The organism is Roseovarius sp. M141, from assembly GCF_024355225.1.
GTDB lineage: Bacteria > Pseudomonadota > Alphaproteobacteria > Rhodobacterales > Rhodobacteraceae > Roseovarius.
This window is the reverse complement of record NZ_VCNH01000008.1, coordinates 1,965,708-1,991,479: the sequence shown is the minus strand read 5'-3', so window position 1 is coordinate 1,991,479 and position 25,772 is coordinate 1,965,708. Positions and strand designations below refer to the sequence as shown.

Below are 25,772 nucleotides of genomic sequence, written 5' to 3'. Positions count from 1 at the left end.
AAACCTTTGTAAAAGTTGTGTCAGCGGTTCTGTGTCAGTTGCGTCTTGAAAAGACGTCCGGCATTTGCGCGGTCGCCGTCCAGACCGGCCAACCGCATCAGGTGCCAGCCCAGCGCCTGATTGCTGGACAGAACCGGCTTGCCCAGTTCTGCCTCGGCGGTCGCGATTATGGGCAAGGCCCTCAGACTGGTGCAGGACACGAAAACCCCGTCGCAATCCGCCCGAGCGCCGATTGTGCGGACCGCATCGAGAATACTGTCCGAAGAAATGCGGGCGACGGTGAAATCGTCACTCTGGTCGAACGATGCGACGGCGTTGATCTCAAACCCCGCCGCTTGCAGGTTCTTTTGCATTTCGATCGTCACCGACGGGGCATAGGGCGTCACCAGTGCGACCCGCTTCAGCCCCAGCGCCGTCAGCGCCGCCTTGCAGGCGGTGATTGGATTGCTGACCTTCGCGTTGGGGTGGACCTGTCGGATGATCGCCGCCACGCGGTCTTCGCCGATCATCGTCGCGCCGGACGTGCAGCCATAGCCGATCGCATCAAAGCCAAAACTACCGGGCAGCAGCGATGCGGCAGCGGGCAGGTCCAGCTCCATCTGGCGCAGGGTTTCGGGCGTCACCTCTGTCTCGTTCGGGATGCGCGCGTGATAAACGGCGGTGCCGTCACCCCGCATCAGCGCGCCCGTCTCGTACTCGAGGGTCTGATCGGTCTGCAAGACGATCAGGCCGATTCGCGCGGTGCCGCCAAGGCCTGAATCGGTATGGAACGGCAGAGTTTCAATATGTTGTCTATCGCGCATGGCGCACATCCGGCCTATGGTGAAGGTTGGTATATACCATAAGCGTCACTGGTATATACCAACAACACATCCGTCAAAGGAATTCTGCGAGAGGCCGCAAATGTCAAAGACCCCCACCCCATCCGTCACAGGCCCCACCCCGGACACACCGCGGTTTCGCCAGATCGCTGACGCTTTGCGTCAATCGATCCTGACCGGCGCCACCGAAACGCATCAGGCGCTCCCGTCCGAACGCAGCCTCGCAGAGGAACATGGCGTCAGCCGGATGACCGCACGCCGGGCGCTCGAGGCGCTGGACGCCGAAGGGCTGTGCTATGGCGCGGGACGCAAAGGCCGTTTTGTGTCGCCCAAGCGACTGACCTATGACATCACCAACAAGATCAGCTTTACCGCCGATGCGCAGACCAGCGGCGCGCGACTGGAGATCGAACTGGTATCGAAATGCACCGCTCCCGCCAACGAACAGCAGGCGCGCGCCCTTTCGGTGACGTCGGGTGAGCCGCTGCATTGCTATACCCGTCTCTTTCGGATCGGAGGGCATACGGTATTTCTGGAAACCGAGTATCTGGTCGCGCGCAATTTCCCCGGCCTGCTGGATCGCGATCTGTGCCAATCAACCACCCACCTGCTGGAGCAGCACTACGCGACAGGGGCGCAGACCGGCGATATCGTCATCCGGATGCGCGCCATGCTGCCAGATGAGGCCGATCTGCTGGGGCTTGAGCCCTATCATGCCGGGATCGAGCTGGAGCAGGTGATCCGCGACGCTTCGGGGGCGGCGTTTTGTTTTGGCCGCCAGATCTGGCGCGGCGAATTGGCAGAATTTTCGGCGCGGGCGGTTGTCGGGCGGAAGGGATGATCGGGGGCGGGATCGGGCCTTGAAGGAGCCTGCATTTCTGAAAACAGTCCCGGAACGGAAAAAGCACGATGGGAAATGATCGCCACCGGGGCGCTCTTTGACGTCTGCCCGCTCTGCCGGTTGACTAGAGTGCCCTTTGATAGCCGGGGAAACGCTATGAAAGATTTTCACGACAAGCTGACCAAACTGCGCCACGAGTTCCACCGCAACCCGGAACTTGGTTTCGAGGAAGTCGCGACCAAGGCCAAGGTGGCGACGATCCTGCGCGATCTTGGAATCGAGGTGCATGAGGGCGCCGGAGTGGTCGGCATCCTCAAGGTCGGCGACGGCAACCGGGCCATCGGCCTGCGGGCCGACATGGACGCCCTGCCGATCAACGAAGCCAGCCAGCACGATTACGTCTCGCAAGACCCCGGAAAAATGCATGCCTGCGGCCATGACGGCCATATGACCATGCTGCTGGGCGCCGCCGAGATACTGGCGAAATCCCCGGATTTCGACGGCACGGTGGTGTTCATTTTCCAACCCAACGAAGAACATGGTCTGGGCGCGCTCGCCATGATCGACGAGGGCTTGCTGGAGCGTTTTCCGATCGAAGAGGTCTATGCCATCCACAACCTGCCGGGCGCGCCGGCCGGGCAGCTTTCGACCCGCACAGGGCAGATTTGCACCAGCGAAAGCCTGTTCGAGATCGAGATTTCAGGTCAGGGCGGCCACGCGTCGATGCCCCATGTCGGCGTGGATGCGATCACCGTCGGCGCCGAAATGGTCATGGCCTTGCAAACCATCGTATCGCGCAAACTGGCCCCCGGCAGCGGTGCGGTCGTGTCGGTCACCGAGTTTCTGACAGACGGGCAGCGCAATGTCCTGCCGGGTCATGCGACGCTCAAGGGCGACGTGCGCGCGCGTATTCCTGAGGACAGGCAGGCGGTGGAGCGATTCATGCGCCAGATCGTCGATGGCGTTGCGGCGACCCATAATGTGACCGCCCGGATGAATTTCAGAACGGAATTCATCGAGACCATCAATGCCCCCGGCCCGACGGAGGCGGTCGCAAACGTGGCGCGCGCCGCCGGTCTGGACACGATCCCTGATCGACCGGCGATGAGCTTCTCCGAGGATTTCGCACATTTCTGCGCCGCCGTTCCCGGCTGCTTTATCCTGCTGGGGAATGGCCAGACCGGCGCAAACGGACAGCCGCTGCACGCAGCGGATTATGATTTCAACGACGCGATCCTGCCAATCGGTGCCAATTTCTGGGCCGATCTGGTGCGGGACCGCCTTCCGCCCCGAAAGGACACGAAATGATCGATCTCTTTCCCGCCTCTGGCATCGGCCATGTTGCCGCCAAACGCCGCGATGGCGATGCGGCCCTGCGCGTTCTGCCTGCCGAGGAGTTCGCGACCGCCCGCGCTGAAATCACTCAGTGGGAGGGCTACGCCCCTACCCCGCTGGTGCATTTGTCGGCGCTGGCTGCGCAGATCGGCGTCGGCGATATTCTCTACAAGGATGAAGGCCCGCGCTTCGGCCTTGGCAGCTTCAAGGCGCTCGGCGGCTCCTATGCCGGTCTGCGGGTCCTACAGCGCGAGATTTCGCGCAAGCTGGACCGCGACGTGCCGCTGGCCGACATTCGCAATGGCCAGCACAAGCAGGACTGCGCAGAGATTACGCTGGTTTCTGCCACAGACGGCAATCATGGCCGTTCGCTGGCGTGGGGCTGCCAGCGTTTCGGCGCGCCCTGCCGCATCTACATCCATGCCGAAGTCAGTGAAGGGCGCGCCGAAGCGATGCGCGATCTGGGCGCCGAGGTGATCCGGATCAAGGGTGATTATGACGATTCCGTCGACCTCGCCAAATCCGAGGCCGAGGCGAACGGCTGGTTCGTCGTGTCCGACACCTCCTGGCCGGGCTATTCCCTGCCTCCGCGCGATGTGATGTCGGGCTATGGCGTCATGACCCAAGAGATCTGCGAAGCGCTGGACACGGCACCCAGCCACGTCTTCTTGCAAGGCGGCGTCGGCGGTCTGGCTGCCGGTGTCGTCGCGGGTCTGCGCCAGTACTGGGGCGACGCCGCGCCGCGCGTTATCATCGTCGAACCTGAATGGGCTGCCTGCCTGTTCGAAAGCGGCAAGACCGGCATCGCCACCAGCTTTGCCATCGAGCATGAGTCGCTGATGGCCGGGCTGTCCTGTGGCGAGCCGTCGGAACTGGCGTGGGAAATTCTGGTCGAAGAGACCAGCGACTTCCTGACCATCCCCGAAGCGCTGGTGGCACCGGGCGTGCGGCTGCTGGCCCGCCCCGTTGGAACCGACACCGCCATCGAGGCCGGCGAAAGCGCTATTGCGGGGCTGTCCGCACTGATCGGGGCACGCCTGGATGCAGACCTGTCGGCCAAGCTGGGGCTGGACAGTACATCGCGTGTGCTGTTGATCGGATCCGAAGGCGTGACCGACCCCGCCATCTTCAAGACGATCATGGAGGGACGTGATGCTGCCTGACGCACCCGAGCGCGGTTTTGCGACCGCCGAATTCGAGGCCCGCACCGCACGGGCACAGACGCTCATGGCCCAGCAGGGCCTTGCCGGTCTGTTGCTTATGTCAGAACCCGAAGTGCGCTATTTCACCGGGTTCCGCACCTTGTTCTGGCAAAGCCCGACGCGGCCATGGTTCGTCTTTGTCCCGGCAACGGGCAAGCCTGTCGCGGTGATCCCCGAGATCGGCGCCGCGCTCATGCGGCGATCCTGGCTGGACGATATCCGCACCTGGGCGGCGCCGATTCCAGAGGATGACGGGATCAGCCTTTTAACCGATTTGCTGGCGCCCTTGGCAGCTGGCAAGGCCCGGATCGGGGTGCAGAAGGGGCATGAAACGACGCTGCGCATGCCGCTGGGCGATTGGGAGCGGCTGATCGCGGCCCTGCCGGGGCTTGAGATCGCGGATGCGACCGATCTCGTCCGGTCGCTGCGGATGGTCAAATCCCCCGCCGAGATCGAAAAGCTGGCGCATATCTGCGCCATCGGGTCCGCCACCTTCAACCGGGTGCCGGATCTGGTTTCCGAAGGCATGCCGCTGGAGGACGTGTTCCGCACCTTTCGCCGCGAGGCGCTGACGCAGGGCGCGGACGACGCTCCCTATGTGGTCGGCGCGGCCGATCAGGGCGGCTATGCCGACTGCATCTCGCCGCCGGACCGCCGCCCGATTACGCGTGGTGACGTGCTGATGATCGACACCGGCTGCACTTGGGATGGGTATTTCTGCGATTTCGACCGCAATTGGGCCATCGGTACGGCCAGCGACGCAGCGCGGCGCGCCTATGACGTGCTGTGGCGCGCCACTGAGGCCGGGCTTGCCGCCGCGCGCCCCGGCAATACCTGCCGCGATCTGTTTCAGGCGATGTCCAAGGTCATATCCGAGATCGACACCAGTGGCGGCGATATCGGCCGGATGGGTCATGGGCTGGGAATGCAGCTGACCGAACAACCCTCGCATATGTTTGGCGATACCACCGTTCTCAGCGAGAACATGGTGCTGACGCTGGAGCCTTGCCTGAACTATGGCGACGGGCTGATGATGGTCCATGAAGAGAACATCGTCGTCGGGCCGAAGGGCGGCGTTCTGCTGTCTACCCGCGCGGCGCCCGAGCTGCCGGTGATCTGACAGGACCGGGTTGGCCCGAAAACGGGCCGACCCGACCTGAACACTCTCAGCGCCCCTTGGCGACCTGCCGCGCCAGGTATTGCTGGAAATACCAGATCGTCCGCTCTTTTGGCGATAGCCGTCCGGGCTCTGCCGCCAGTGCCTTGGCATTCTTTACGATCGTCCCGATGATCGGCTTGTCCTCATCGTTGATCACATCGAAACCCGCTTTCAACTCAGCGGCGTATGCGGCGCGCGCCTCTGGGTCTTCGGGCACGGAGCCGGGGAAAACATCAGCCCCCCAGAATACCTTGACCTTGTCGGTTCCATAGGGTTGCAGCGACAGCCAGAACGTCCGCTCGGCCGTGACCGAAAGGACATGACAGGGGAACACGGAAAACAGCACCGCCGTGTTCTTTTCCTCTTCGGTGAGTCCATCGTTGACGAGTGCCATGTTCGATTTACGCTCGTAATTCTGTCCCGCAATACGCCCCTGTTCATACAGGCTGTACGCCTCTCCTCCGTGCATGGCATTGGCCAGTCTGGTGGGCATCGCCGGTTCGATCGTCTTGGCGTGGGCCACGAACAGGTGATAGCCCTCCATGAAATTTTGAACCAGAATTTTCCAGTTGGTGTCCCAGATTTCCTCGGCCCGGAATAACGTGACAAATTCCTTCATACGGTAATTTGCATAGCGCTCGCTCAGCGTTTTCAGCCGCGGAGCGAGCGGCGGCGCCTCGGGATCAAGCGACACATAGACCCAGCCCTCCCATATCTCGACCTGAAACTGCGGCAGGCAGACGTCCTTCTTGTCGAAGTTGTCACGCATATGCGCCGCGCCGATCAGCTGCCCGTCAAGATTATACGTCCAGGCGTGGTAAGGGCACGTAATCCGCCCCTTCAGGTTGCCTGATCCGGTCAGCAGCGTTGTCATGCGGTGACGGCAGATATTGGACATCGCGCGCAGTTGCCCGTCCCTGCCGCGCAGGACGATCACTGGATCACGGCCTATGGTCGTCGTTCGGTAGTCGCCGGGGTTGGCAAACTCATCCTCCCGCCCGACACAAAACCATTCGTGGTTGAAGATATTATCAAGCTCAAGTTCATAAAACTCGGGCGAGGTATAGACCTGCGGCGGCGTCGCCTCGGCCAGTTCGTCCGGCAGGGCGGCATTGCGGGCAATCGCAGCCAGCAGATCGTCCAGAGGCATGTTGGGTGTCATCTCCGGCATTATCCTTCAAACTTCAATCGACGCTCAACCCGTATTGCTGCGCGCTCTCGGACAGCAGTTCGCCCAGCGTGGCGGCAAAGCTGCGCGGCAGCAGCAGGTTGAAATCCGCGCCGCTGCGCCACAGCGTGACGCTGACATGGTGCATGGCACTGGCGGCAACCACGGCCTCGGCAAAGGCGGCATCCCTCAGGTCGAGCGGCAGATAGTGGTTCAGCAGGGTTTCGGCCTTTGGGCCGCCCAACCGCAACCAGCATCGTGCATGTGACAGGTCCAGAACGGCGCCCTGATCCGCGTCGATATGCGGCAGGTCCGGCGCCGCGCCTTGCGACAGAAGCCAGTATTTCAGCGGCTCGATCCGCATCATCAGGGTCGAGCCGGCCAAAGTGCTGCGCCCCGGCGCCGGAGCCCCAGCAGCCTGCAAATGCTGTGCAACCGTCCGGCCCACTGTTTCCAGCGTGCCCGGCCAGGCAGCGATCTGGATCAATGAAAATCGCGGGATTTCCCGCATCGAGACGCCCGCCGCCCCCTGCCCGTACGTGCCCGGGCTTAGCGTTTCGCGCAGTGCAGAAACCGGTTCAGCCATGCATCCGTCCTCCTTCGGGGTCAAACATATGTGGCGATACGATCTCGACCTCGACGGTATCGCGGCGCACCGGGTCAGTGGCAGTTACGGTCTTGCCCTCCCACGCCACCGCCCCGCCTGCGATATAGCCAAGCCCGATCCAATGCCCCAGCGCGGGTGACTGGGTGACAGCCGTGATCCAGCCTTCGCCAAACCCCGTGTCTTCGCCGGGCGCGCATAGCAGCGCGCCGCCGTTGAACGTCTCGCCGCGATCCTTCGGAAAGATACCGACCAGTTGGGGCCGATCGGCGCGGGTCAGATCCGGTCGCTGGCGCAGCGCACTGCCGATGAACGGCTTGTTCGGCGACGCCATCTTGCCCAGACCAGCATCGTCAATTGTCACGCGGCCATCCAGTTCGGCGCCGGTCACGTGGCCCTTCTCGATGCGCAGCGTGCCAAGCGCCTCCAGCCCGTAAAGCACCCCTGCGCGCGGCTCCGCCGCCTGCCAGAGAAGATCCATCATCGCCTCGCCATGGCCTGCGGGCACATAGACCTCATAGGCTAGTTCCCCTGAAAAGCTGATCCGCGCGATCAGGGCATCAATCCCGCCTTTCAGGCGCAGCGGGCGCACGGCCAGAAACGGCAGGTTGTCGTTGGAAATGGCGTCCTTTTCTTCCAGGCAGACCGCGATCACATCACGCGCCTGCGGACCTGCGACCGAGACCCCGGCCCATTGATCGGACACGGACGTCACATGCACACGCAGATCCTGCCAGCGCGTTTGCAGCAGCTCTTCCAGCCAGACCATTACGCGGGCAGCGTTGGTGGTGGTGGTGGTCATCAGATAGTCGGTTTCGCCCAACCGCCATGTGGTGCCGTCATCCATGACGATGCCGTCGTCGCGCAGCATGATCCCATAGCGCGCCTTGCCAACCGGCAGTTTCGCGAAGGGATTGGTGTAGATCCGGTTCAGGAGTTCGGCCGCATCCGGCCCCTGTATGGCGATCTTGCCCAGCGAGCTGACGTCGCAGATGCCGACGCTGGCGCGCACGGCGGTCGCCTCGCGGATATAGGCCTCGTTCAGGCCCTCGCCTGCTTGGGCGAAATACCATGGACGATGCCAAAGACCGGCGTCGATCATTTCGGCGCCCTGCCGCAAGTTCCAGTCATGCAGCGGCGTGCGGCGCAGCGGCTTGAAATGCGGCCCCGTATGCCGCCCGGCAAGCGCGCCGATAGAAACCGGCGTATAAGGCGGGCGGAAACGCGTTGTGCCGACTTCGGGGATGTCGCGGCCCAACGCGTCGGCCATCAGCGCCAGACCGACGATGTTGCCCATCTTGCCCTGATCGGTCGCCATGCCCAGGGTCGTGTAGCGCTTGAGATGCTCGACCGAAACGAACCCTTCCTGATGGGCCAGCCGGACGTCATCGCCGGTGACGTCATGCTGCGGATCGACAAAAGCCTTGGCCTTTTGGCCGGGAATGCGAACCTCGTAGAGCGGCTCGATCGGGGTCTGCCAGCCACCCGGCGCGGGCGGCGTCGCGACCTCTCCCATGGCGCGGCGCGCGGCGGCGATGCCCGAGGCCTCGCATTCGGGCAAGGTCCAGACACCTGCCGCCGATCCAGCCATGAAGATATCGCCGCGCGTCTCGCCGGGCAGGAAACAGGCAAGCCCCGCGTCCCAGACAGGCCGCGCGCCCAGATGCGAGGCAAGGTTGATCATCGGCGACCAGCCGCCCGAGACCAGCAGCAGATCGCACACCTCCACCCCGGCATCGACCCACACACCATCAACGCGACGCGCAAGGGCCACCCCCTCGACAGCGCGCCGTCCGCGCGCGGCAAGTGGCGCCAGCCCAAGCCGCAGATCGACCCCCGAAGGCGCCGATTGCGGGGCCGCGCTGCGCGCGTCAGCCAGCACGACGTTGGCCCCCGCTGCCGCGAGGTCTGCGGCGACGTCATAGGCACTGTCGTTGTTGGTCGCGACCACGATCCTCTGGCCGGGCAATACCCCAAATCGGTTCAGATAGCTGCGCGCGGATGCGGCGCTCATCACGCCGGGCAGGTCGTTGTTACCGAAGGCCACAAGCCGTTCCATCGCCCCGCTTGCCAGCACGGTCTGCGCCGCGCGCACTGTCCAGAACCGTTGCCGGGGCAAGCTGGGGTCCGGATCGGCAAGGTGGTCCGTCACCCGTTCGATCAGGCCGGCGACGCCGTTGTCATAAAGGCCAAAGGCCGTTGTGCGGGTCATGATCCGCGCGCCCGCGTCGATCAACGCGGCAATCTGCGCATCCCGTTGCGCCTGCGCCGCCGGATCGCGCTGATTCAGAAAATCGCCGCCCAACTCGAAATCCTGCTCGACCAGCAGCACATCGCGCCCCTTTTGCGCCAGTTCCAATGCGGCGCTCAGTCCGGCAGGCCCCGAACCGACGACCAGCACATCACAGAAACCATGTGCATGGTCGTAAGGGTCGGGATCAGCCTCGCGAGAGGCACGGCCCATTCCGGCGGCCTTGCGGATCAGCTTTTCGTACTGCATCCATATTCCGGTGCCGCGCCCCGTCTCGAAAGGTGGCAGGCCCATGAATGTCTTGTAGTAGAAACCAGCGGAAAAGAACCGCGAGAAGAGGCCGGAGACCGCGCCGACATCGCGCCGCACGGACGGCCAGGCGTTCTGCCCCTGCGCGATGATCCCGCCGTGCAACTCTTGCAGCGTGGCCTTGACGTTCGGCTCGATCCGGGGACCGGCGCCAACGCTGAGAATGGCGCCGGATTCCTCGACCCCCGCCGACATGATGCCGCGCGGGCGGTGGTATTTGAAACTGCGTCCCAGTATCTTTTGATCGTTGGCCATCAACGCCGAGGCCAGCGTGTCCCCGGCATAGCCTTGTAGCGGCCTGCCCTCCCAAGTGAAGTTCACCGGACGGCTGCGATCTATCCGTCCCCCGGATTCCAGACGGCGGGCGCTCATTGTTCTGTCCTCAGCAATGTCTTGACGCCGGGGTGGCACGGGCGCACCTTGTGAATCTCGTGTGTCATGGTGTCACGATCAATCGACAGCCACATGCGGCAGCCTTGGGTGTGCTGCCAGGTTTCGGTCTGCACACCGCAGATGTTTTCGCGCAGAAAAACAGCATCGTGCCAGTCCTCCATAGGTGCATCCAGCGCCGGATAGGTGATCGATCCATCGCCGCCATAGCTGAATTCGCTATGGTCGCGCGGGCCGCAGAAAGGACAGTGTATTCTGATCATGTCTGGCCTCTTTATCCGTGCAATTTCGGGTCTGGCCCGGCGCCGCGCTCGTCGATCTGAAGACCGCGCTCAAAACGTTTCAGGTCGAAATTCCTGATCTTTTCATCTGGCCGGTCATTGGCGACCAGATCCGCCAGATACCACCCCGCCGCGGGGCTGGCCTTGAACCCGCCATAGTTCCAGCCGGCATTGAGATAGAGATTGTCCAGCGGCGTCTTGCACAGGAAATGCGAGCCATCCATCGACATGTCGACGACCCCGGCCCAGTGCCGCAGCAGCTTGACCCGTCCAAGACACGGCAGAACCGACATTGCAGCTTCGGCGACATCCTGCACGATGGGCAGATTGCCCCTTTGGGCGTAGGATTTATACCAGTCCAGATCGCCCCCGAAAACCATCCCGCCCTTGTCGGACTGGGAGATGTAGAAATGCGCGCCGCCCATGCCAAAGACCACAACCTGATCGAGCAGCGGTTTAAGAGGCTCGGACACGAACGCCTGCAACTTGTGGGATTCGATCGGCAGCCGACCCAGCCCCGCCATGCCCCACAGGCGCGACGTGTTGCCCGCCACCGACAGCGCAACCTTGCCCGCCATGATCGGCCCGCGCGACGTCTGAATCGTCGTGATCCGGCCTGCCTCGCGGGTGATACCTGTCACCTCGCAATTCTGGATGACATCGACGCCGCGCTGATCCGCCGCGCGGGCATAGCCCCAGACCACCGCATCGTGGCGGGCGGTTCCGGCGCGTTTCTGGACTGCGGCGCCCATGATTGGAAAACGCGCATCGGCGCTGTAATTCAGATGCGGCACGGTCGCCTTCAACTGCGGCAGACCCCATATCTCGGCATCCGGCGCACCAGTCCGGCGCATTGTGTTATAGTTTCGGGCGGCCCCGTCCACGGCGCCCGGGCTGTGCAGCAACGCGATATGCGAGCGTTGGCTGAACATGACGTTGTAGTTCAACTCATGGCTGAGGTTTTCCCATAGCTTCAGAGAATGTTCGTAGAATTCTCGGTTTCCGGGCTGGGCGTAGTTGGACCGCACGATGGTGGTGTTACGCCCGGCGTTACCGCCGCCAATCCAGCCCTTTTCGAGAACCGCAACGTTATGGATGCCATGGTTTTTGGCCAGATAATACGCCGTCGCCAGCCCGTGCAGCCCGCCGCCGATAACCACCACGTCGTAATGCGCCTTTGGGGTGGCGTCGCGCCACTGGCGATCCCACCCTTTCTGACCGGTCATCCCGTTCCAGAACACGTTCCATGCAGAAAACCGCGTCATCGACCGGTCCACTTGGCCAGAGAGAGGGGCGCTCCGTATCTGACTGCGCAGCCCGGCGCGACAAAGTCGCTACAGGCTCTTTGCTCCACGTGATCCATCAGATGATCACCTCGTCCAATGCCTTGGGGTGATCCGTTATCCGCTCGTATCCGGTTTCGGTAATGATAAAGCTGTCTCCGACCTGCGCGCGGAACGTGTCGACCGAGACCGACCCATCGACCGCCAGCACCATGCCCGGCTGTAGGATCGTGGTGTCGCCAGTGACCAGCTGTGGCTTTTCCAGAAAGCTGAAACCGGTCGCGCGACCGCAGCGGAACGGATACTCGAACCCGGCCTCCTGAATGACCTTGGCATAGGCGACGTGCACGCTTTCGGCGCTGACACCCGGACGCATCGCGGCCAACGCGGCCTTCTGGCTGGCCACGGCCACCTCGTAGACGGCGGCCTGATCCTTGTCCGCGATTTCACCAATCCAGAAGGTCCGGTCAAAGCCCAGCTTGAACCGGTGAAAATTCGTCATCCCGCAAAAGCACAGGAATACCGGCTCGCCATGGCGCATCACGCGGGTCGACGCGCGGTGATGGGTCTTGGTGATATCCCCGCCCGACGCCATGATTTGCAGGAAATGCGTGTTGGGCGACATGTCGGCATCGTCGTAATGCGCCGACAACAGCTCAGCCGCCTTGCGGGTGCCGGCCTGCGACGTGGCGATGGCAACCTCGAACTCCGGCACGCCATCCCCTATCGCGGCGCGACCCGCCGCCATCATTGCATTTGCGACCTGCCCCGCATGGCGCGCCATCTGCAGTTCCTCGGGCGATTTGATCATCCGCATTTCGGCAAGCAGCGGCGTGGCGCTGGAAATTCTACCCTGATGCACAAGCTCGTTCACATAGGCGCGCACCAGCGGCGGCATGTGGTCCGGCTCGATCGCGACGCGACCCCTGCCCGACAGCGCGGCTGGCAGTTCCTCGCGCCATTCACTGCACATCCCGTCATTCCACGGCGCGATCCGGCCCACATGGGCTGCGGATTGGGCAGAATTCAGATCGATCGTCGGGGTGATCAGCAGGCTCCCGCCATCGCTGGACACCACCAGAATGGTTGGGCGCCCGAACTCCATATGAAGATAGTCGTAATACCCGGTCAGATAATAAACGTTGTCATCATCGGTGATCAACGCGACATCGATATTGGCCGCGGCCAACTTGGCTTGAAAATCGGACAGTCTTTGAGTGAACATCACAGATCCTGTTGCAGGCGCGTACGATTGGGCCGAAGCGCAAAGCCGCGCCACCCCAAGACCAGAATTATCAGCGATCCGCGCGCATACAAAACAACATTTGATCCAGAGTTGTGATAACCACCGGTTATGAAAAACTATCGCCGCTCTCTTCCCCCGCTCGACTACTTCCTGTTCTTCGAGGCGGTTGCCCGCACCGGAAGCTTTACCCGCGCCGCAGAGGAACTGAGCGTAAGCCAGGCCGCGGTCAGTAAACGGTTGAAACAACTCGAAGACCTGCTGGGTTTCGCCCTTGTGCTGCGCAGCGGCAGGCGCATTTCGCTGACGGCCAATGGCAGAAAACTGGCGACTGTAGCGTCAGAATCCCTCGAGTTCCTGAATGTGGGCCTGACGCAGATTCGCAGCACCGCCGCCGACGAGAAACTGTCACTGGCCGCGAACGTCGCGGTCAGCCAGTTCTGGTTGACCCCTAGAATCAACGAATATCTCTTGGGCCGCGATGCGGTTCCGATCACCCTGACGGCGTCGGACAAGGACTCCGACCTGTTTGGCGCCGACAATAACGGACTTATATTCTACGGCTCTGACATTCCTTCAGGTTGGGAAGGAACACGTCTGTTCGAAGAAATATGGATGCCTTTGGTTGCACCCGCGCTGCAACATGTCGTCCCGGCCGACGCAACGCTGCTCGATTTTGACAAACTGACACTGAAGTGGATCAACTGGTCCAACTTTGCCGCGATCACCGGGCATGACACCTTGAACGGTGCCGGGCGGGTAAATCTGGGCTCTTACGGCAGCACGCTGGATGCGGCAATTCGCGGCAAGGGAATCGCCCTCGGGTGTCCGGACGTTCTGCAATACGAAATCGAGGCAGGTCGGCTGCACCCTCTGGAGGGCTATGGGCTGCGCACCGGGCGATCCTATTTTCTGATCTGGCGCGCAGGCACCATGACCCCGCGTGTCCGCGACCTGTTATGTCAGATCGTCGGCTTTCCGATCTGAGGCGACTGCCTCAGATCGCTTCCTTGACCGCGCTCAGAAATTGCTGTGTGCGTTCCCGTTGCGGGCTGCCGAAAATCTGCGATGGCGGGCCTTGCTCTTCAATTTTGCCGCCATAGAAAAAGCAGACCCGGTCCGAGATATCGCGCGCGAACCCCATCTGGTGCGTGACCATCAACATGGTCAGGTTATGCTCGGACACCAGCTTGCGAATGACCTCCGTCACCTCTCCGATCACTTCGGGATCGAGCGCCGATGTCACCTCGTCGAACAACATCACCTTGGGTCGCATCGCCAGCGCGCGAGCGATTGCCACACGTTGCTGTTGTCCGCCGGACAGGCGCGCAGGGTGCTGATCCTTTTTGTGGATCATGCCGACCATTTCCAGCAATTCCTCGGAGCGATCACGCGCCTCGGCCTTTGGCATGCCCAGCACCTGCACCGGACCTTCCATGCAGTTTTCCAACGCGGTCATGTGGGGGAACAGATTGAAGTGCTGAAAACACATGCCGATATCGGCACGCCGATCGCGCAGATGGCGCTGGTTGGCCGGCACCAACTGACCTTTGCGGGGCATGTGGGTCAGCGGCTTTCCATCGACATAGATACACCCGCTGTTGATCTGCTCAAGAGTCATCAGCATGCGCAGGACAGTCGTCTTGCCCGAGCCTGACGGGCCAATGATCGAAACCATTTCGCCCGCTGCCACGTCAAGATCGAGATCATCCAGAACGACCAGCGCGCCATAAGCCTTGCGCACATTGCGAAAGCTGACCATCGGCGGCGGATTACCTGTAATTTCCAACGGATAGCCGGACATATCTTGCATCGTCACATTCCCAATTTGCGGCGCACATAGCCCTCGAACAACCGGATGAGTCCGGCCGCCGGAAGCGATATCGCCAAGAAGATCAGCCCGACCAAGGTCAGCGGCTCGAGAAAACGGTAATGCTCGGACCCGATGGCATTTGCCGTATGAACCAGTTCTGCGACGCCAATCACGGACAACATCGGCGTGTCCTTGAAAATGCCGACCAGATAGTTCCCCATCCCGGCCAGGGCCGGTGGGATCGCCTGCGGGATCACGACCCGCCGATAGGTTTGCATCGTCGTCAGGTTGAGGGCGGTCGCCGCCTCCCACTGGCCGCGCTGCACGCTTTCGATACCGCCGCGATAGACCTCGGACAGGTAGCAGGCGTAATGCAGCCCGATCGCGATCATCCCCGACGTCCACGGGCTGAGCCTCAGACCAAATTGCGGCCCCACAAAGAAGACGAAGAAGATTTGCAGCAGAAGCGGCGTCGAACGAATGAACTCGACCAGTTCCCGCACCACGAAGGTCAGCGTGCGCGAAGGTGTCCGCTGACCCAGAGCCAGAACCAGACCCAGCACGAGGGCGATGCCATAACCTGCGCCCGCTGCCATCAACGTGTTGCCGGTAGCCACCAGCAAACGCGGCAGAATTTCCCAGGCAAATTCCCAATTCCAGTCAAACATGGATCACATTGCCCCCATTTTTCGGGCCATGAAACGTTCCAGCCAACGCATGAAGGGCGTCACAAAGAAACGGGCCAGTACGTAATAGATGATCAGTGCCACGCCAAAGACCTGCGCCGACAGGAAGGTCGACCCGTTGATCTGCTTGGCTTCGTACATCAAATCGGCCACGGAAATCAGCGACACCAGCGCCGTCGCTTTCAACAGCTCGATCATCAGGTTCCCCCAGGACGGCAACATGTTGACCAGCGCCTGCGGCAAAATGATGCGCCACATCCGTTTGGCCGGACTCATGTTGATTGCCAGCGCCGCTTCCCACTGGCCCTTGCGGACCGACAGGATCCCGCCGCGCACCAGCTCTGCGCCGTAGGCACCGATGTTCATCCCGACAGCAATATATCCAGCCGTGAACTTTTCGATGCTCAAACCGAAAAGCGGCAGCACGAAAAAGATCCAGTAGAGCTGTACCAGAAGCGAGGTCCCGCGAAAAATTTCGATATAGGTAATCGCCGCACTGCGCAGCAACCGGTTTCCCGAGAGCTTGAGCAGCGCCATGATCAGCGAAATTGCGATGCCCAGCGCGGCCGCAATCAGGAACTGAGCGATGGTGATCCCGGTCCCCGACAGCAGCCTTGGCCAGTAAACACTGAGAAATTCTACGAAGGTCATTTACCTAGCCTGTCAATTGGGCGGGTCGGTGCAGCGGCCCGATATCGGGCCGCCGCGTATGTCGGTTCAGCGATTTGCACAGGCCCATTCGGTGGTCGTATCAACCGGCAGGTTGGCTTCCACGTAGCCGTATTGCTTCATCGCTTCCATCATCGCATCCGAGCCGAGGTAGGCGGTTCTGGCAGCGTTGAATTTTTCGATGAAATCTGCGTCTGCGTCGCGAAAGCCGATTCCGACCCAGTTTTGGGTCCACTCCGGAAGCGCGTTCGGATCGGTTGCTTCGAACTTGCCGTCTGATTGCTCGGCCAGATAGACCGCCTCGAAGGACGTCAGCGCAGCCGCATCCGCGCGCCCGCCCTGCATCGCGGCCAGCGTCTCGGTAGGTCCGGGCAATTGCATCATCTGCGCGTCGCTCAGACCTTCGTTGCGGGAGGCTTCGACCGTATTTGCGCCGGAATACATCGCCAATATAGAGCCTTCGGCGGCCAGGATATCCTTGTAGTTGTTCAGCCCTTTCGGGTTGCCCGCAGGCACAAGGAAGGAATCACCGGTTTTGGCGATCGGCTCGGAGAAGGCGATGTTCTCACAGCGCGCTCCAAGGATATACATGCCGCCGGTGATGATGTCATAGCGATTGGCCTTGAGACCCGGGATCAACCCACCCCATTCGGTGACTGTCGCCTCGACATCGGTGTATCCCATTTCATTCAGAATACCCAAGGTGATCTCATTTACGAACCCCTTGGGGGTGCCATTTTCATCCGGAAAGCCGAACACCGGAATGTTGGAAAAGCCAATGCGGATCGGCTCTCCCGCTTCGATCCGATCCATCAGCGGACCAGCCAAAGCCGATAGTGTCGATGTCGCCAGCAACAGACCGGCGGTAATGCAGGTCTTGGTAAGTTTGAAGTTCATTTTGTTCTCCCTGTAGATTATTTTATGAACGCTAAGGTGTGTTGAAGTTCACGGCCTGTTTTTCATGCATCGACGATATTGAATGTCCTGCGCGCCCTTCAGCATCGTCCAACCCCACATGAGAATCGACCGTGGACGCCGCGGATCACCCAAGCCTTGACTTTGATAGCGTGCCTTCTACGTGCTCCAATATACTGAGCCTCAACACCTCTTGACGTCAATTTTGCGCTAAGGGCGACTAAATATGTTGCAAAAAGCGTAAAATCTGATCAGAAACCGCCATGGATGAAAAAGACCTCGAAATTCTCAAGCTCGTACAGTCCAACTCCCGCCTCACCGCTGACGCACTGGGGCATGAGATCGGGTTGTCGCCGCCGGCGGTCCAGAAGCGTCTGAAGAGGCTGCGTAGTAACGGCGCGATCGAAAAGGAGATCGCGCTACTATCCCCGTCCAAACTCGGGCGCGAGATGACGGTGATCGTGCAGGTCGTTCTTGAACGCGAAAATCGCGTTCACCTCGAGAACTTCAAACGCAAGATGCGAAATGCCGCAGCGGTCCAGCAATGCTATTACACCACCGGGGAGGCTGATCTTGTCCTGATCGTCGTTGTGGAAAACATCAAGGAATATGAACAGTTTACTCAGGAGTTTTTCTTCGATGAATCCAACGTCACCAGGTTCACGTCTTCTGTTGTCATGGACCGGGTCAAGGTTTCTCTCGATATATTGTAACATTCCCGACTGTACGACGTTGTTGTAGCAATTGGCCCGAGGCCGGGCTCTTCTTGCCCGTGACGCGCTTATCCCACCGTGCACCTTCGGTTTGTCCGACACCGTGAGTTCGCCTCCGTATCTGTTCATGGGCTAGACGCCACATCACGCCACAGCCTGTCAAAGAGCTTGATTGAGGCGCAAAACAGCGACAGCATGCAGGACGAGGCATTTTACCTAGGGAATGCCGGTTACAAGTTGGAGTATCTCATGCGTTCCATAACAGTTCTTTCCACAGCATTTCTTTTGGTGGCCGGTTTTGTCGGCCCGGCGTCGGCAGCTGCATGCGGCAACAATTCCGGTGGCTTCAACGCGTGGAAGGCAGCCTTCGCACAACAGGCTGCGAATGCCGGTGTCGGGCAGCGCGGATTGAACGCCCTTGCGCAAGCGCAATATGCCTCCAGCACCATCGCTGCAGACCGCAATCAAAAGTCGTTCAAATACACGCTGAACAAGTTCATGAAAATCCGAGGGGCAGACACGATCGTGGCCCAAGGCCGCAAGCGCAAGGCCCGCGATGCGGCCTTTTACCAATCACTTGAAGCCCGCTACGGTGTGCCCGCAGGTATCCTGATTGCGATCCATGGGATGGAAACGGGGTTTGGCGGGTTCATGGGCGACAGTGCGGTCGTATCGGCCATCACGACCCTCGCCTATGATTGCCGCCGGTCAGATTTCTTCAAGCCGCATGCCATTGGCGCGCTGAAGCTGGTCGATATCGGCTCCATTACCGGATCCACCAAAGGGGCAAAACACGGCGAGCTTGGCCATACCCAGTTCCTGCCCGGCAATGCGCTACGCTACGGCGTCGACGCCAATGGCGATGGGCGGATTGATCTCTATAATCAGGCCGACGCGCTGGCCTCCACCGCGAATTTCCTGCGTCAAAAAGGCTGGAAACCGGGTGCCGGATACGGCGAAGGTCAGACCAACTTTGGCGTGATCAGGCAGTGGAATGCCGCTGGCGTCTATCAAAAGGCCATTGCCATCATGGCCGCCCGAATCGACGGCTAGTCGTGGCCCATTAACGAAAGACACGCGCAGCGCGACGCCTGCATCGCAGACGACGCGCCGCACAGGCAAACCAGACAGATGAACCGGCAATCCTCCGTCGCTCACATCCACAAATCCATCCCAAGCGTGCAAACGCCGGATCCTACCCGCTGAACAATAGCCGTTCACACATGGAATTAGAAACTAATGATTGCACCAGCATTGGCCTGACGGTCGATGCGCTTGGCCAGACTGCCTTTGAGGTCGTGACATCATCACGCTCTCTCCTTCCACATTGCTGGATGATCGGCTACAGCATTCATTGAATGAGGGGAGCAAACTGTATGCGGGAGCAAATAAATCGTCTTGCCACGACCCTGGTCGCGACCAAGCCGCTAATAATTGCGCATGACAGACCCACCGTCTCAATCAGCTTTGACGACGCACCTAGATCCGCTTGCCAGCTGGGCGCTTCACTTACAGAGGATTTCGGAGGCCGCTCAACCTATTATATTTCAGGCAAATTCGCGAATTCGGACCCTCTCGATGACTACTCGTTGACTGATCTTCACCAATTAAACGAGGCAGGCCACGAAATCTGTTGTCACGGGTATTCCCACTTGGATTACCGAAAACACTCACTTGACGTTTTAAAAAAGGACCTTGAAAAAAACGCTGATTTTTTTCGAGATAACGGCCTGCCTCAACCGCGACACTTCGCATTTCCCTTTGGCGCAGTAAATCCGAGGATCAAGGCGTTCTGTTCGGAACAATTTGACACCTGTCGCGGCATTCAACCATGTATTATGCGGAAAAGGCTGGATCGGGCGCTTTTGTGCTCTATCCCTTTATACGCCAAGCATTGGAACCATGCGACGTACAAGGCCCGGATAGAGGACGTGCGTAAAAATGGCGGCTGGTTGTTGTTCTATACCCACAAGGTAACAGATGATCCGGGGCCGTATGATGCAACTCCGAAGATGATGGAGGAATTGCTCAAGATGACTGCGGACCTTGAGATCCCGATTAAAACGGTATCGGAAGCGATCAGTTATTTAACGATGGAATAGAGGATGCTATCTTCGGTGGTTCAATTTTTTACAATAAAGTACGCTGCGGTCGGATCCGGTCTGGGAAAATCTGTCTTGCATGGGTTTCCGGGTGAATGCGGGTATCAATGTTGAGGGTCGTCCAAAAAATTGGTCGCTTTTGGAGTTTTCTTGCATCGCAAGGCTGTTCACTTGCAGCGCGCCGTCTTGTGCTGGCGGCTATGCTGGTTTGCGTATCGGAATCAGTAAATGCCAACGATTACCGCGTCATGCCCGGTGACACTCTGCGCATGCGGATTATCGGCCTTCCTGAATTGCAGTCAGAAGCCGTCGTAACGCGCGACGGGTCGGTGGATCTCCCTCTTGTCGGATCGGTTCAATCAAAGGGGCTGACGACTGATCAGATCGAGACCGAACTTGCACGCAGGTTACTCTCGGTAAGCTATACGACTATCGGTAGTAATGAGATCACCCGCCAAGTGGATCTCGCCGGGTTTCGGCCATTTGTTGAAGTTGCTCGGTTTCGTCCGATTTTCCTGGATGGGTTGATCGGCAATCCCGGGCAGGTCGATTTTCAGCACGGCTTATCGGTACGCGCTGCGATTGTCCGCTCTGGCGGGGTTCGAATTGCAGGAACAATTGACGCAAGTGGCGCGGTGATCGCGCAGAATTATGGCGAAACGCAGATCCGGGCGATTAATGTTGCAGTGCTGCAGGCAAAGCGGTGGCGTCTGGAAGCACTCGCCATGCGAGATGCTGATCTGCCATTTCCCCGCCTTGAACAAGGCATAACCGCGCCAGACGCGTTTCAGGAACTTCTGACGGCGGAAAAAAGCTACGCCCGCTCGGAGTTGGAAAAGTATGAATTGCGCCGTCTGACCATGCTTCATGAGATTGCGGACAAGGACGTGCTGCTTGATCTTTATGCAGATCTGGTCACCGCGGGCGAGAAGGTCCAGAAAGAGAATTCTGCGACCGTGGAACGTATGACGACCCTCGAAGAACGAGGAATGGTGCGGCGGAATGACCTCGAAAACGCGATGCGTTTGCTTGAGATTTCCAGAGCTGACAATCTTGAAAATCGCATCGACAAATTGACTGTCGAACAGGCCGTGCAAAACCTGCGTCGGGAAATCAAGGAGATCGAGAATGATTTCGATCGCGACATTGCGGTAGAGCTTGCGACTGCGGCCGCTGATCTTCTGCTTGCCCGGACCGGCCTGCAAACGAGCCTGTTGCTTTCCGGGGCAGCGTCTGGCCTGACGACGCAACCAGGGGCCCTACAGATGAACATTTCGGTTTTTCGCGACGGCGACACGCTCGTTGTCGGCACCGACATCAACCTGGATTCGTTTGTTGCGCCCGGTGACATCATATCGATCGCAAGATAAGACGCCTGTCGCAGGCTACCGCTCGGTCGCGCATCCCGTCCCGGAGGAAAGACGATAAAATTACTTCGCCTATATGCGACACCAGTGACTTTGATTGGTCTGCGCATCAGCGGTGCCTTGTCTGCCTTTCTGGTCAGCCTGTTGATGGCGCGCTATATGGAGACCGCCGAGATGGGCCGCGGAATGGTCCTGATGTCGACGGCTGTCCTGTCGGGTATTTTTGTGTCGTTGGGGATCGAAGCCGGGGCGGTGAGATTTGTCGCGACCTACCGCAAAGACGACCGGCCAGATTTCGCCCGTGGTTTTTTCCGATTCAGTTGGCAGCTTGTCGGCATCGTCGGCCTCTCGATATGCATTTGTGCTACCATATTCCTATGGCTCAGGGCGGAAATCCTGGAACGCCCATTTGATATCGCCCTCTTTATCGCGCTGGCCACGGCGTGCGTAACCGGCGTATTGCGCGTCGGCGCGGCAAAGGCAATGGCGTTTGGCAAGGTGATCCACTCGTTGGCGCCCGCCACTTTTATTCGGCAGATGTTCTTGCTGATGGCGCTGATGTTTTATATTTGGGGTGTTGGCCAACCGACCGCCTTGACGGTCATCTTCGTATTTCTGTTTGGCAATGTTCTGGCTGCCGGCATCCAGTATCTTTGGAACCGTCGCATCGCGGAAGGGCTAGTCGGCGAGGGCCGCGATGTATCGGAATGGCCCAAGTGGGTCCGGTACGGTCTGGCACTGGCCCCGACGCTGCTGTTCGTCCAATACTCCCGCGATCTGACGCTCATATTTTCCTCGTGGACAGTGTCCGCCGAAGATATTGCGGTGCTGGGCATCGCAACAGCATTGGTCAACTTCGCGAAATTTGGCGTGGCTTCGATCAACATGAGCGTGGCGCCGACAATGGCTGACCTGATCGTGCGCGATGATAGCAGTGCCCTGCGGCGCCTGATCGATGTCTCCAATCACATGAAAATGTGGCCAAGCCTTGGTTGCTTTTGCCTGCTCGCCATTTTTGGTAGTGACCTGCTGGGTATCTTCGGCGACCAGTTCCGGGAGTATGCCGACATATTGATGATCCTTATGCTGGAACCTCTGGCGTTGGCATTTTTTGGCCCGTCCGGGCAATACCTTGCGCTGGCGGGGCAGCAGCGGGCACTGATGTATGCGGCGATTGCCGCGCTGTTTGTGATGATGATCGCGGTCAGCAGTTCTGGCGCCGCGTTCGGATTGCGCGGGGCCGCTTGGGCTGTCGCGATGTGCTGGATCTTTTGGTCAGCCGGGCTGGCCTATCTGGCCCGCAGGGGTGGTGGTCTTGGCATCACCTTTGCGGATACAATGATCGACCTTGTGAGAGGGGTACCAAAGTGACCACACCAGAATCAGGAACCGGTACTCGTGTCACGATCGGCGCCTGCACCTTTCGCAGACAGGATGATCTGCGTAAACTGCTCTTGTCCTTCGCGGATTTAAAGAATGCATCACAGTCGGTGATAGAAATTCTCGTCGTTGACAATGATGTCACGCCAAGCGCGCAGAGCACCGTCGAAGCGATATCCTCATCGCTGCCATGGCCCTGCAGATATGTTCATGAACCCAACCCGGGGATACCGCAGGCCCGCAATCGTATGCTTGACGAATGCGGCGACTCGGATTTCCTGCTATTCGTCGACGACGATGAAACAGTCGACCCGAATATCCTGGATGAACATCTTCGCATTCAAAAAACGACAGGCGCGCATTTCGTTCAAGGTCCGTGCGTCATGACGGTATCAGATGACAAAAATCGCTGGTGGCTCGACACGACGTTCTTTCGGCAGGAAAAATTTCCCGATGGTGCTGCCCGTCACGAAAGCTGGACAAACAATGTTCTCATTGATCTGGCGTTTCGACGCGCGTCAGGCGTTCGCTTTGATGCGCGGCTGCGGTATGCAGGTGGTTCGGACACGGTGTTTTTCCAGGACCTTGTCCGTGCAGGCGGGCGCGGGGCGTTTGCCGCGCAGGCGGTTGTCTATGAGAGGCAACCCGGCAGCCGACTGACCTGGCGTTGGGTGCTGCGTCGGCAGTTTCGTTATGGGGTGACGCGGGCCAACACATTTATCCTGCGCGAACCACGGTATGTTGCCTTTGGCAAATGCATGCTGCGCGCCATTGCGATGGAACTGCTCGGCGTCGGGGTGATGTTTACGGCGCTCTATCGGGGAAAGCGCGGATTGGCCGACGGCTTGGCGTTGATGGCCCGTGGTTCGGGTGTCGCGATGGGTTATTTCGGCTTCAGAGCAGACGAATATGCGCGCGCTCAGGCTTGACTTGATGGTCCGTTCCAGTGGGAGCTTCCCGGCGGAGATGAAGAGCCCCTACCCTATGCGCCGCGCGCATGAAACGATGAAACGTTTCACGGGTATTGGACCGGCCGTATGGTAGCCCTGCGCACAGCCCGCCGACCGGCCCTGGGAAAGATGCTGGTCCGGGAATCCTATATCGCAGCGCCGTTGTTGTTTTTGGTCGTTTTTCTGTCGCTGGGTGGCATGGTGAAATTTGGACCGGCAATGCCCGCGTCCTGGGCGCTGGTATATCTGGTTGGGTTCTCATGGTTCGTATTTACCCCCCTTAGAACAGCCTCGTTGTGGTTCAAGTTCTGGCCTTTGCTGCTGCTGCCTGCGATCGCGTTGATATCAATGGCATGGTCGGCAAACCCTGCGGCGACTTTTCGAACTGGCTTCCAATTCGCGTTCAGCACATTGCTGGCCATTCGGATCGCGACGGCAATTACCGCCCGTCAGGCAATCTGGTGCCTTTTCCTCGGCACGACGCTAGGATGCGCGTTGTCCGTCGCGGCATTCGTTTTGCCACCGTTGCAACCAGCGTTCGAAAGCAACGGCGCATTTGTCGGTATTTTCGTTCAAAAAACTGTCGCAGGCGTCGCACTGACGCTGTTCGTTCTGTCGCTCTGCGCGCAGGGCGCCCTCTGGGGGCACAGGATTTTGGCGGTTCTGTTGGCGTTGACGGTGATGCCGCTTTTGGCCATGACGCATTCAATTTCGGCGATGGTGCTTTTGTCGTGTTCTTCCTTGATCATCTTTCAGGGTGTGTTTGCCCGATGGACGGCGGGGGCCCGGCTGTCCTTGTTGTTACTTTTGGTTGCTCTTTGCGGCACTTGGTTGCTCATCTTGTGGGTTGGCGAATTCGACATTGTTGCCTTCGGTCTTGATCTGGTCGGCAAGAGCACAACCTTGACCGGCAGAACGGATATCTGGGATCTGGGGATTCAGGTTGCAAAAGATCACCCGGTGCTGGGCGTCGGCTATGCCGCCTTCTGGGAAAATCCCGCCTTTGCAGTGGAATGGGGCTTTCTTCATGCGACTGTGGACCCGCGGCTGAAAGGATTTCACAACGCCTATATCGAGGCATTCGCGACAACGGGGCTGATCAGCGTCATCCTGCTGGTGTTTGTCTATTACTGGACCATGCTGAAGGCCGGGCGTTGGTTCATAGAAAGTTGCAGCGTCCAGTCAGCGTTTTGGTTGGCAATCATCGTTTCGGCATTGTTGCTGAGCTTTGTCGACAACGTTCTGTTTGCCGAACACGAGTTCTTTCACATCGCCGCAACGCTCGCCTTCGTGTTTGCAACCGTCGAACGAGAGAAATATCAATGGACCTTCAGAGTCAGCTGAGTGCAAGGTAAGAAGGACGCTAAGCCGCATGGAACGTATCGATGTCCTGATTTGCACATTTCGCAGACGCCAGTTACGCGCCACGATCCAAAGCGTCCTTGACGCAGACGTGCCAGACGGCTTTGAGGTGCGGATTACAGTCGTCGACAACGATGACGAGCCGACGGCGGCGCCCCACATACAGGATCTGCCGGATCATTTGCGGCGCCCGATACGATTCATCCATGCCCCCGGCAGCAATATCTCTATCGCGCGAAATGCATGTCTGGATGCGGCCGACAGCCCTTGGATCGCGTTTATCGACGACGACGAAATTGCCGATAATGATTGGCTGAACGAACTCGTCAATCGCCAAAGGGACACCGGGGTAGACGGGATATTCGGCGTCACCAAATCAATCTTCGCGCCCGATGCGCCTCAATGGATGCGCGAGTTGCAGTTGCACGCCCCCGGACCGCAACGCAACAAAGACACTGTAAAGACAGGGGGCGCAGGGAATGTGCTGTTGCGCTGGCAGGGTGCGCCATGGCAGGGCGAACGATTTGACGTCGCGCGTGGTAAAACGGGCGGCGAGGATACCGAGTTCTTCTATCGGCTTGGACGGCTCGGCGCGCGGTTCGAGATTGCACCGGACGCCATCGTTCGCGAACCAGTCACACCAGAACGCCAAAGCTTTCGCTGGCTGGCGCGCCGTCGTTTTCGTGTCGGGCAGACCTATGTTGTCTCGGTTGACGGGTCGGGAGAACGCCTTGGGCTGGCATTACGGGCCCTGTTGAAGGCCGCATTTTCCTTTCTTGCGACGGTCCTGTTTTTTTGGAATCCCACAAAATGGCGATACTGGTATCTTCGGGGGGTGTTCCATTCGGGCGTCGTCGCCGGATGTCTCAACATCGCCGAGCGGGAAAGCTATGGGTAAGGCGATCGGGATGAATGTTTTTGGCGGTTG

At 59.6% G+C, this 25,772-nt stretch carries 24 protein-coding genes; 13 read left to right on the top strand and 11 right to left on the bottom strand.

The annotated features are described in order from the left end of the window. Positions 1-20: 20 nt before the first annotated feature. On the bottom strand, positions 21-803 hold the full coding sequence (locus tag FGD77_RS13745; protein ID WP_255010611.1) for an Asp/Glu racemase: 783 nt from the start codon (positions 801-803) through the stop codon (positions 21-23). Between the two features lie 100 nt (positions 804-903). On the opposite strand from FGD77_RS13745, the gene FGD77_RS13740 reads away from it, so the two are divergent. From FGD77_RS13740 to FGD77_RS13725, 4 genes are all read left to right on the top strand, one after another. Continuing rightward, on the top strand, positions 904-1,662 hold the full coding sequence (locus FGD77_RS13740; RefSeq protein ID WP_255010610.1) for a GntR family transcriptional regulator: 759 nt from the start codon (positions 904-906) through the stop codon (positions 1,660-1,662). Between the two features lie 156 nt (positions 1,663-1,818). Then, a complete protein-coding gene (locus FGD77_RS13735; protein ID WP_255010608.1) occupies positions 1,819-2,970 on the top strand; it encodes an amidohydrolase in 1,152 nt (383 codons plus the stop codon). Continuing rightward, entirely contained in the window at positions 2,967-4,160 is a 1,194-nt protein-coding gene (locus tag FGD77_RS13730; protein ID WP_255010607.1) for a diaminopropionate ammonia-lyase, read from the top strand. Before FGD77_RS13735 ends, FGD77_RS13730 begins: the two co-directional genes overlap by 4 nt. Next, positions 4,150-5,319, top strand: a complete 1,170-nt coding sequence (locus FGD77_RS13725) for a Xaa-Pro peptidase family protein (RefSeq protein ID WP_255010605.1) — start codon at positions 4,150-4,152, stop codon at positions 5,317-5,319. The genes FGD77_RS13730 and FGD77_RS13725 overlap by 11 nt, the downstream gene beginning before the upstream one ends. Positions 5,320-5,365: 46 nt before the next feature. Here the strand turns inward: FGD77_RS13725 and FGD77_RS13720 are convergent, their stop codons facing one another. The 6 genes from FGD77_RS13720 to FGD77_RS13695 form a co-directional block, all read right to left on the bottom strand. Further along, on the bottom strand, positions 5,366-6,520 hold the full coding sequence (locus FGD77_RS13720; protein WP_255010600.1) for an aromatic ring-hydroxylating dioxygenase subunit alpha: 1,155 nt from the start codon (positions 6,518-6,520) through the stop codon (positions 5,366-5,368). A gap of 22 nt (positions 6,521-6,542) precedes the next feature. Continuing rightward, positions 6,543-7,112, bottom strand: a complete 570-nt coding sequence (locus FGD77_RS13715) for a sarcosine oxidase subunit gamma (RefSeq protein WP_255010598.1) — start codon at positions 7,110-7,112, stop codon at positions 6,543-6,545. Beyond that, a complete protein-coding gene (locus FGD77_RS13710) occupies positions 7,105-10,062 on the bottom strand; it encodes a sarcosine oxidase subunit alpha family protein (RefSeq protein ID WP_255010596.1) in 2,958 nt (985 codons plus the stop codon). The genes FGD77_RS13715 and FGD77_RS13710 overlap by 8 nt, the downstream gene beginning before the upstream one ends. Next, complete coding sequence (locus FGD77_RS13705) at positions 10,059-10,343, bottom strand: sarcosine oxidase subunit delta (RefSeq protein WP_255010594.1); 285 nt, start codon at positions 10,341-10,343, stop codon at positions 10,059-10,061. The genes FGD77_RS13710 and FGD77_RS13705 overlap by 4 nt, the downstream gene beginning before the upstream one ends. Positions 10,344-10,354: 11 nt before the next feature. Next, positions 10,355-11,626 (bottom strand): sarcosine oxidase subunit beta family protein, encoded by a 1,272-nt coding sequence (locus tag FGD77_RS13700; protein WP_255010592.1) that lies wholly within the window; start codon positions 11,624-11,626, stop codon positions 10,355-10,357. 97 nt (positions 11,627-11,723) lie between these two features. Further along, on the bottom strand, positions 11,724-12,869 hold the full coding sequence (locus tag FGD77_RS13695; RefSeq protein ID WP_255010571.1) for a Xaa-Pro peptidase family protein: 1,146 nt from the start codon (positions 12,867-12,869) through the stop codon (positions 11,724-11,726). A gap of 129 nt (positions 12,870-12,998) precedes the next feature. Between FGD77_RS13695 and FGD77_RS13690 the strand changes: the two genes are divergently transcribed. Continuing rightward, positions 12,999-13,874, top strand: a complete 876-nt coding sequence (locus FGD77_RS13690; RefSeq protein ID WP_255010569.1) for a LysR family transcriptional regulator — start codon at positions 12,999-13,001, stop codon at positions 13,872-13,874. A 10-nt stretch (positions 13,875-13,884) separates the two neighbouring features. Here the strand turns inward: FGD77_RS13690 and ehuA are convergent, their stop codons facing one another. The 4 genes from ehuA to FGD77_RS13670 form a co-directional block, all read right to left on the bottom strand. Then, positions 13,885-14,700 (bottom strand): ectoine/hydroxyectoine ABC transporter ATP-binding protein EhuA, encoded by an 816-nt coding sequence (ehuA, locus tag FGD77_RS13685; RefSeq protein ID WP_303626373.1) that lies wholly within the window; start codon positions 14,698-14,700, stop codon positions 13,885-13,887. 2 nt (positions 14,701-14,702) lie between these two features. Further along, complete coding sequence (ehuD, locus tag FGD77_RS13680; RefSeq protein ID WP_255010566.1) at positions 14,703-15,368, bottom strand: ectoine/hydroxyectoine ABC transporter permease subunit EhuD; 666 nt, start codon at positions 15,366-15,368, stop codon at positions 14,703-14,705. A gap of 3 nt (positions 15,369-15,371) precedes the next feature. After that, a complete protein-coding gene (ehuC, locus tag FGD77_RS13675; RefSeq protein ID WP_255010564.1) occupies positions 15,372-16,037 on the bottom strand; it encodes an ectoine/hydroxyectoine ABC transporter permease subunit EhuC in 666 nt (221 codons plus the stop codon). 66 nt (positions 16,038-16,103) lie between these two features. Then, on the bottom strand, positions 16,104-16,952 hold the full coding sequence (locus FGD77_RS13670) for a transporter substrate-binding domain-containing protein (protein ID WP_255010562.1): 849 nt from the start codon (positions 16,950-16,952) through the stop codon (positions 16,104-16,106). A 281-nt stretch (positions 16,953-17,233) separates the two neighbouring features. Between FGD77_RS13670 and FGD77_RS13665 the strand changes: the two genes are divergently transcribed. The 8 genes from FGD77_RS13665 (at position 17,234) to FGD77_RS13630 (ending at position 25,742) form a co-directional block, all read left to right on the top strand. Next, complete coding sequence (locus tag FGD77_RS13665) at positions 17,234-17,683, top strand: Lrp/AsnC family transcriptional regulator (protein WP_255010559.1); 450 nt, start codon at positions 17,234-17,236, stop codon at positions 17,681-17,683. Between the two features lie 249 nt (positions 17,684-17,932). Then, positions 17,933-18,736: a lytic transglycosylase domain-containing protein gene (locus FGD77_RS13660; RefSeq protein ID WP_255010557.1), complete on the top strand. Its 804-nt coding sequence runs from the start codon at positions 17,933-17,935 to the stop codon at positions 18,734-18,736. A gap of 323 nt (positions 18,737-19,059) precedes the next feature. Then, on the top strand, positions 19,060-19,785 hold the full coding sequence (locus FGD77_RS13655) for a polysaccharide deacetylase family protein (protein WP_255010555.1): 726 nt from the start codon (positions 19,060-19,062) through the stop codon (positions 19,783-19,785). 107 nt (positions 19,786-19,892) lie between these two features. Continuing rightward, positions 19,893-21,155 carry a polysaccharide biosynthesis/export family protein gene (locus FGD77_RS13650; RefSeq protein WP_255010552.1) on the top strand — a complete coding sequence of 421 codons (1,263 nt, stop codon included), beginning with the start codon at positions 19,893-19,895 and terminating at the stop codon, positions 21,153-21,155. 84 nt (positions 21,156-21,239) lie between these two features. Beyond that, the gene (locus FGD77_RS13645) at positions 21,240-22,523 is read left to right on the top strand and encodes a lipopolysaccharide biosynthesis protein (protein ID WP_255010549.1); all 1,284 of its coding nucleotides are present in this window, start codon (positions 21,240-21,242) and stop codon (positions 22,521-22,523) included. Beyond that, positions 22,520-23,461, top strand: a complete 942-nt coding sequence (locus FGD77_RS13640; RefSeq protein WP_255010546.1) for a glycosyltransferase — start codon at positions 22,520-22,522, stop codon at positions 23,459-23,461. The genes FGD77_RS13645 and FGD77_RS13640 overlap by 4 nt, the downstream gene beginning before the upstream one ends. 108 nt (positions 23,462-23,569) lie before the next feature. Continuing rightward, a complete protein-coding gene (locus tag FGD77_RS13635; protein WP_255010543.1) occupies positions 23,570-24,826 on the top strand; it encodes an O-antigen ligase in 1,257 nt (418 codons plus the stop codon). A gap of 28 nt (positions 24,827-24,854) precedes the next feature. After that, positions 24,855-25,742, top strand: coding sequence for a glycosyltransferase family 2 protein (locus FGD77_RS13630; RefSeq protein WP_255010539.1), 888 nt, complete (start codon positions 24,855-24,857; stop codon positions 25,740-25,742). Positions 25,743-25,772 lie beyond the last annotated feature (30 nt).

What these genes read in the sequence shown, in the direction of transcription:
- FGD77_RS13745 (WP_255010611.1), bottom strand. Translation starts at nt 803, where the DNA reads ATGCGCGATAGACAACATATTGAAACTCTGCCGTTCCATACCGATTCA.
- FGD77_RS13740 (WP_255010610.1), top strand. Translation starts at nt 904, where the DNA reads ATGTCAAAGACCCCCACCCCATCCGTCACAGGCCCCACCCCGGACACA.
- FGD77_RS13735 (WP_255010608.1), top strand. Translation starts at nt 1,819, where the DNA reads ATGAAAGATTTTCACGACAAGCTGACCAAACTGCGCCACGAGTTCCAC.
- FGD77_RS13730 (WP_255010607.1), top strand. Translation starts at nt 2,967, where the DNA reads ATGATCGATCTCTTTCCCGCCTCTGGCATCGGCCATGTTGCCGCCAAA.
- FGD77_RS13725 (WP_255010605.1), top strand. Translation starts at nt 4,150, where the DNA reads ATGCTGCCTGACGCACCCGAGCGCGGTTTTGCGACCGCCGAATTCGAG.
- FGD77_RS13720 (WP_255010600.1), bottom strand. Translation starts at nt 6,520, where the DNA reads ATGACACCCAACATGCCTCTGGACGATCTGCTGGCTGCGATTGCCCGC.
- FGD77_RS13715 (WP_255010598.1), bottom strand. Translation starts at nt 7,112, where the DNA reads ATGGCTGAACCGGTTTCTGCACTGCGCGAAACGCTAAGCCCGGGCACG.
- FGD77_RS13710 (WP_255010596.1), bottom strand. Translation starts at nt 10,062, where the DNA reads ATGAGCGCCCGCCGTCTGGAATCCGGGGGACGGATAGATCGCAGCCGT.
- FGD77_RS13705 (WP_255010594.1), bottom strand. Translation starts at nt 10,343, where the DNA reads ATGATCAGAATACACTGTCCTTTCTGCGGCCCGCGCGACCATAGCGAA.
- FGD77_RS13700 (WP_255010592.1), bottom strand. Translation starts at nt 11,626, where the DNA reads ATGACGCGGTTTTCTGCATGGAACGTGTTCTGGAACGGGATGACCGGT.
- FGD77_RS13695 (WP_255010571.1), bottom strand. Translation starts at nt 12,869, where the DNA reads ATGTTCACTCAAAGACTGTCCGATTTTCAAGCCAAGTTGGCCGCGGCC.
- FGD77_RS13690 (WP_255010569.1), top strand. Translation starts at nt 12,999, where the DNA reads ATGAAAAACTATCGCCGCTCTCTTCCCCCGCTCGACTACTTCCTGTTC.
- ehuA (WP_303626373.1), bottom strand. Translation starts at nt 14,700, where the DNA reads ATGCAAGATATGTCCGGCTATCCGTTGGAAATTACAGGTAATCCGCCG.
- ehuD (WP_255010566.1), bottom strand. Translation starts at nt 15,368, where the DNA reads ATGTTTGACTGGAATTGGGAATTTGCCTGGGAAATTCTGCCGCGTTTG.
- ehuC (WP_255010564.1), bottom strand. Translation starts at nt 16,037, where the DNA reads ATGACCTTCGTAGAATTTCTCAGTGTTTACTGGCCAAGGCTGCTGTCG.
- FGD77_RS13670 (WP_255010562.1), bottom strand. Translation starts at nt 16,952, where the DNA reads ATGAACTTCAAACTTACCAAGACCTGCATTACCGCCGGTCTGTTGCTG.
- FGD77_RS13665 (WP_255010559.1), top strand. Translation starts at nt 17,234, where the DNA reads ATGGATGAAAAAGACCTCGAAATTCTCAAGCTCGTACAGTCCAACTCC.
- FGD77_RS13660 (WP_255010557.1), top strand. Translation starts at nt 17,933, where the DNA reads ATGCGTTCCATAACAGTTCTTTCCACAGCATTTCTTTTGGTGGCCGGT.
- FGD77_RS13655 (WP_255010555.1), top strand. Translation starts at nt 19,060, where the DNA reads ATGCGGGAGCAAATAAATCGTCTTGCCACGACCCTGGTCGCGACCAAG.
- FGD77_RS13650 (WP_255010552.1), top strand. Translation starts at nt 19,893, where the DNA reads ATGTTGAGGGTCGTCCAAAAAATTGGTCGCTTTTGGAGTTTTCTTGCA.
- FGD77_RS13635 (WP_255010543.1), top strand. Translation starts at nt 23,570, where the DNA reads ATGGTAGCCCTGCGCACAGCCCGCCGACCGGCCCTGGGAAAGATGCTG.
- FGD77_RS13630 (WP_255010539.1), top strand. Translation starts at nt 24,855, where the DNA reads ATGGAACGTATCGATGTCCTGATTTGCACATTTCGCAGACGCCAGTTA.